Here is a 2601-nt window from a genome sequence, read left to right as displayed (position 1 = left end):
ACAACTCCGGGCCAGCCGGAACTCCACAAAAAACCGCCCCTCCGTCTTTCATTCCCCAAAAATCCATAGTAATTAAACGTCCTTTACTCCTTCCGCCCCCGCCGGCATCAAATAAAAGATAAAAAGGGCCCGAATCACAGAAATAATGTTGAAATCAAAACCTTTATCCCTACTCTCGGATTAAAAACTTAATACCTAAATGGGTTTGGACATGGCTGGTGAAATACCATACACTGAAATTTTCCATATTTTCGCCGCAGCGGTCGTTTGCTTTGTTATTTATGTATCCATAGACCTGCTGTTCAGGCTCCCGGAGAAGGGAGGAGTCCGCGGGGCCGACGCAATCGGGAAGTCAATCGAATCGGCCGGAGGCGACCTTAACGGCGGATTCATGATGGGAAACATCGTCTGTTCCCCCGATGCATCCGCAGGAACGCTCCTTGCCGCGTGCGGAGTGTACACCTTCGGGATCGCCGGCGGACTCGTCGCGGCAGTCCTGGTATTCATCGGGAACAAGATCTGCTATGACAAAGGCTACGCCGGAACCACCGGTGCGATCGTCGCAACGTTCGTGATCTATGCACTCTCCGAATACGCCGGGTTCTCGCCCGAACAGTTCATCGCCGGAATGGTCATCGCCATCCTCGTGATACAGGGCATATCGCAGAAGTATGCAAGCCGCCTGCTCGGGGCACTGTGGAGGATTCGCTCATGATCGCCGCCGCGGTAACAGCAGTGATCGCAGTCTATGCAGTAATCAGGATAATAGCCGAGAAGGAGACGCTGCGAAAGTTCACCTATCTCAACGTCATGAACTTCGCAATCGCCGCGACAATCCCCCTGCTGATCTCCGATCCGCTTGCGTTGATCGCCGCAGTCGCGTACTTCGTCGGCTCCACGCTCGAATCGAACGCGATCGCAAGTGCATACGCGGTAAGGAGGGACGGGAAATGATCTGGTATCTCCAGCTCATATTCGGGCTGATGGCGATCGGCGGTGCGGCTGTCGCGGCCATATGGAAGAACCCCTTCGACAAGCTGATCGCGATCGGCATAATCGGGGCCGGGATAATGCCGTTCCTCGCCGAGAAGGGATACCTCGACGTCGTCATACTCGTATCGCTGATAATCCCGATCTCGACCATAATCCTGCTCCGCATCGTAAGGGGGGATGAATCATAGACCCCCTGATCGTGCTCGGACTGGGAATTCTTTTCATCGGCGGACTATCGACCGCATTCCCGAACCCGAAGACATACGTCAACCGGATAATCAATATCGAGGTCGCCTCGTTCGGGCTCCTGCTCGTAATGCTCGTATACGACGAGACGATCGCACTCCTGACGTTCATCGCGGTAACAGCGATAACAACCTTCGTCCTTGTCCGGGTCATAGAAAGGAGGGAGGCCGCATGACCGGCATAATCAGGCGGATCTCGCGGACTCTCCAGAACCACAACAACCTTGTCGGTGTATATGCCGCAGTCGTGATCGCGGTAATCGTCGTCGGGCTGCTGCTCCAGTCGCCGCTGACATACGACGAAAACCAGCTCTACCCGAAGACCATCGACAACACGAGTCCGCTGAACCCCTACGACAGGGGGGGAGCACCGTTCGAGAAGGCCGACGTCGTATCCCAGTATCCTGAGAACGAACCGTATCTCGGGTTCGTAACCGGATATCTCACCCCGGTATCGCTCCTCATATCGCAGCTCAACATGTTCATGGGAACCACCATCGTGTCTCACCCCGGCGGGATCATCGACGAGATCCTCTACAATACGAGGGGCCTCGATACGATATTCGAGACCAGCATTCTCTTCGTCGCCTTCACGATAGCCATGTTCCTGTTCAACAGGAGGAGGGAGGAATAATGTTCGTCTACAACCTCTCCTCCGAATACGAAGCTGCGCTGATAATCACGCTCGTATGCGTGATAATCGCGTTTTGGGCGATGGTCAGGGAGAAAGAGGACCTGCACAGGCTGATACTCACCGACCTCGTCGAGATCATGAGCCTCGTAATCATCGCACTCGTCGCAACCGATCTCGCCGAGGCACTGATCCTTCCCGGCCTGGTAGTCGGGATCGCCGAGCTACTCGCACTCTCAGAACTATACATCGAGAAGGAGAACCTCAGGAAAGACCCGGAGAACGTGCTCCATATCGAGGTCATGGACTCCGCACCCGGCATCCTCGCGGTAATCTTCGTGATCTACGGCATCATACTCTCCGGGTTCACCGGCGGTGCGGTCGCAGGACTCGGGCTTCTCTTCTACTTCATGTGCAGGGGAAGCAGCGAGAAGAGGGAGATCATCGAGACCGTCAGCGGGTACGCCTGGGCCTGCTGGGTCGTGGCCTTCATCGTATTCATGGCCCTGCCCCAGTACTGGTTCTTCGGCGTGATCATCGCAGGTGCGGGAATCTTCGCAAAGGTCGCGGCCAAGATGTCTGTAATAGGAACCATGAACGGAGGCGATTCGGATGTATAATCTCCCGTCGCCACAGATCGAAGGAGACGCCCTCGCCTACATCCCGTTCGGGGATATTGTCTACTACATCAGCCCGTACACGCTCGTGCTGTTCATATTCGCACTTGTGTTC

The 2601-nt window shown here is 55.2% G+C and carries 6 protein-coding genes and 1 pseudogene; all 7 read left to right on the top strand.

The window, feature by feature from the left end:
- The first annotated feature begins 211 nt into the window (after nucleotides 1–211).
- Nucleotides 212–715, top strand: a complete 504-nt coding sequence (locus METPAY_RS11040) for a hypothetical protein (RefSeq protein WP_245611635.1) — start codon at nucleotides 212–214, stop codon at nucleotides 713–715.
- Nucleotides 712–954, top strand: a complete 243-nt coding sequence (locus tag METPAY_RS11035) for a DUF2109 family protein (protein WP_048152550.1) — start codon at nucleotides 712–714, stop codon at nucleotides 952–954. Before METPAY_RS11040 ends, METPAY_RS11035 begins: the two co-directional genes overlap by 4 nt.
- Complete coding sequence (locus tag METPAY_RS11030) at nucleotides 951–1181, top strand: DUF2108 domain-containing protein (RefSeq protein WP_048152549.1); 231 nt, start codon at nucleotides 951–953, stop codon at nucleotides 1179–1181. The genes METPAY_RS11035 and METPAY_RS11030 overlap by 4 nt, the downstream gene beginning before the upstream one ends.
- 11 nt (nucleotides 1182–1192) lie before the next feature.
- Nucleotides 1193–1414, top strand: a complete 222-nt coding sequence (locus tag METPAY_RS11025; protein ID WP_245611634.1) for a DUF2107 family protein — start codon at nucleotides 1193–1195, stop codon at nucleotides 1412–1414.
- Nucleotides 1411–1872, top strand: coding sequence for a DUF2106 family protein (locus tag METPAY_RS11020; protein WP_048152544.1), 462 nt, complete (start codon nucleotides 1411–1413; stop codon nucleotides 1870–1872). Before METPAY_RS11025 ends, METPAY_RS11020 begins: the two co-directional genes overlap by 4 nt.
- Nucleotides 1872–2489, top strand: coding sequence for an EhaG family protein (locus tag METPAY_RS11015; protein WP_048152543.1), 618 nt, complete (start codon nucleotides 1872–1874; stop codon nucleotides 2487–2489). Before METPAY_RS11020 ends, METPAY_RS11015 begins: the two co-directional genes overlap by 1 nt.
- Nucleotides 2482–2601: pseudogene (locus METPAY_RS15645) on the top strand (hypothetical protein); the annotation flags it as partial. The gene METPAY_RS11015 and the pseudogene METPAY_RS15645, both read left to right, overlap by 8 nt.

This window comes from Methanolacinia paynteri, assembly GCF_000784355.1.
Classification (GTDB): domain Archaea; phylum Halobacteriota; class Methanomicrobia; order Methanomicrobiales; family Methanomicrobiaceae; genus Methanolacinia; species Methanolacinia paynteri.
This window is presented reverse-complemented; position numbering and strand designations above follow the sequence as displayed.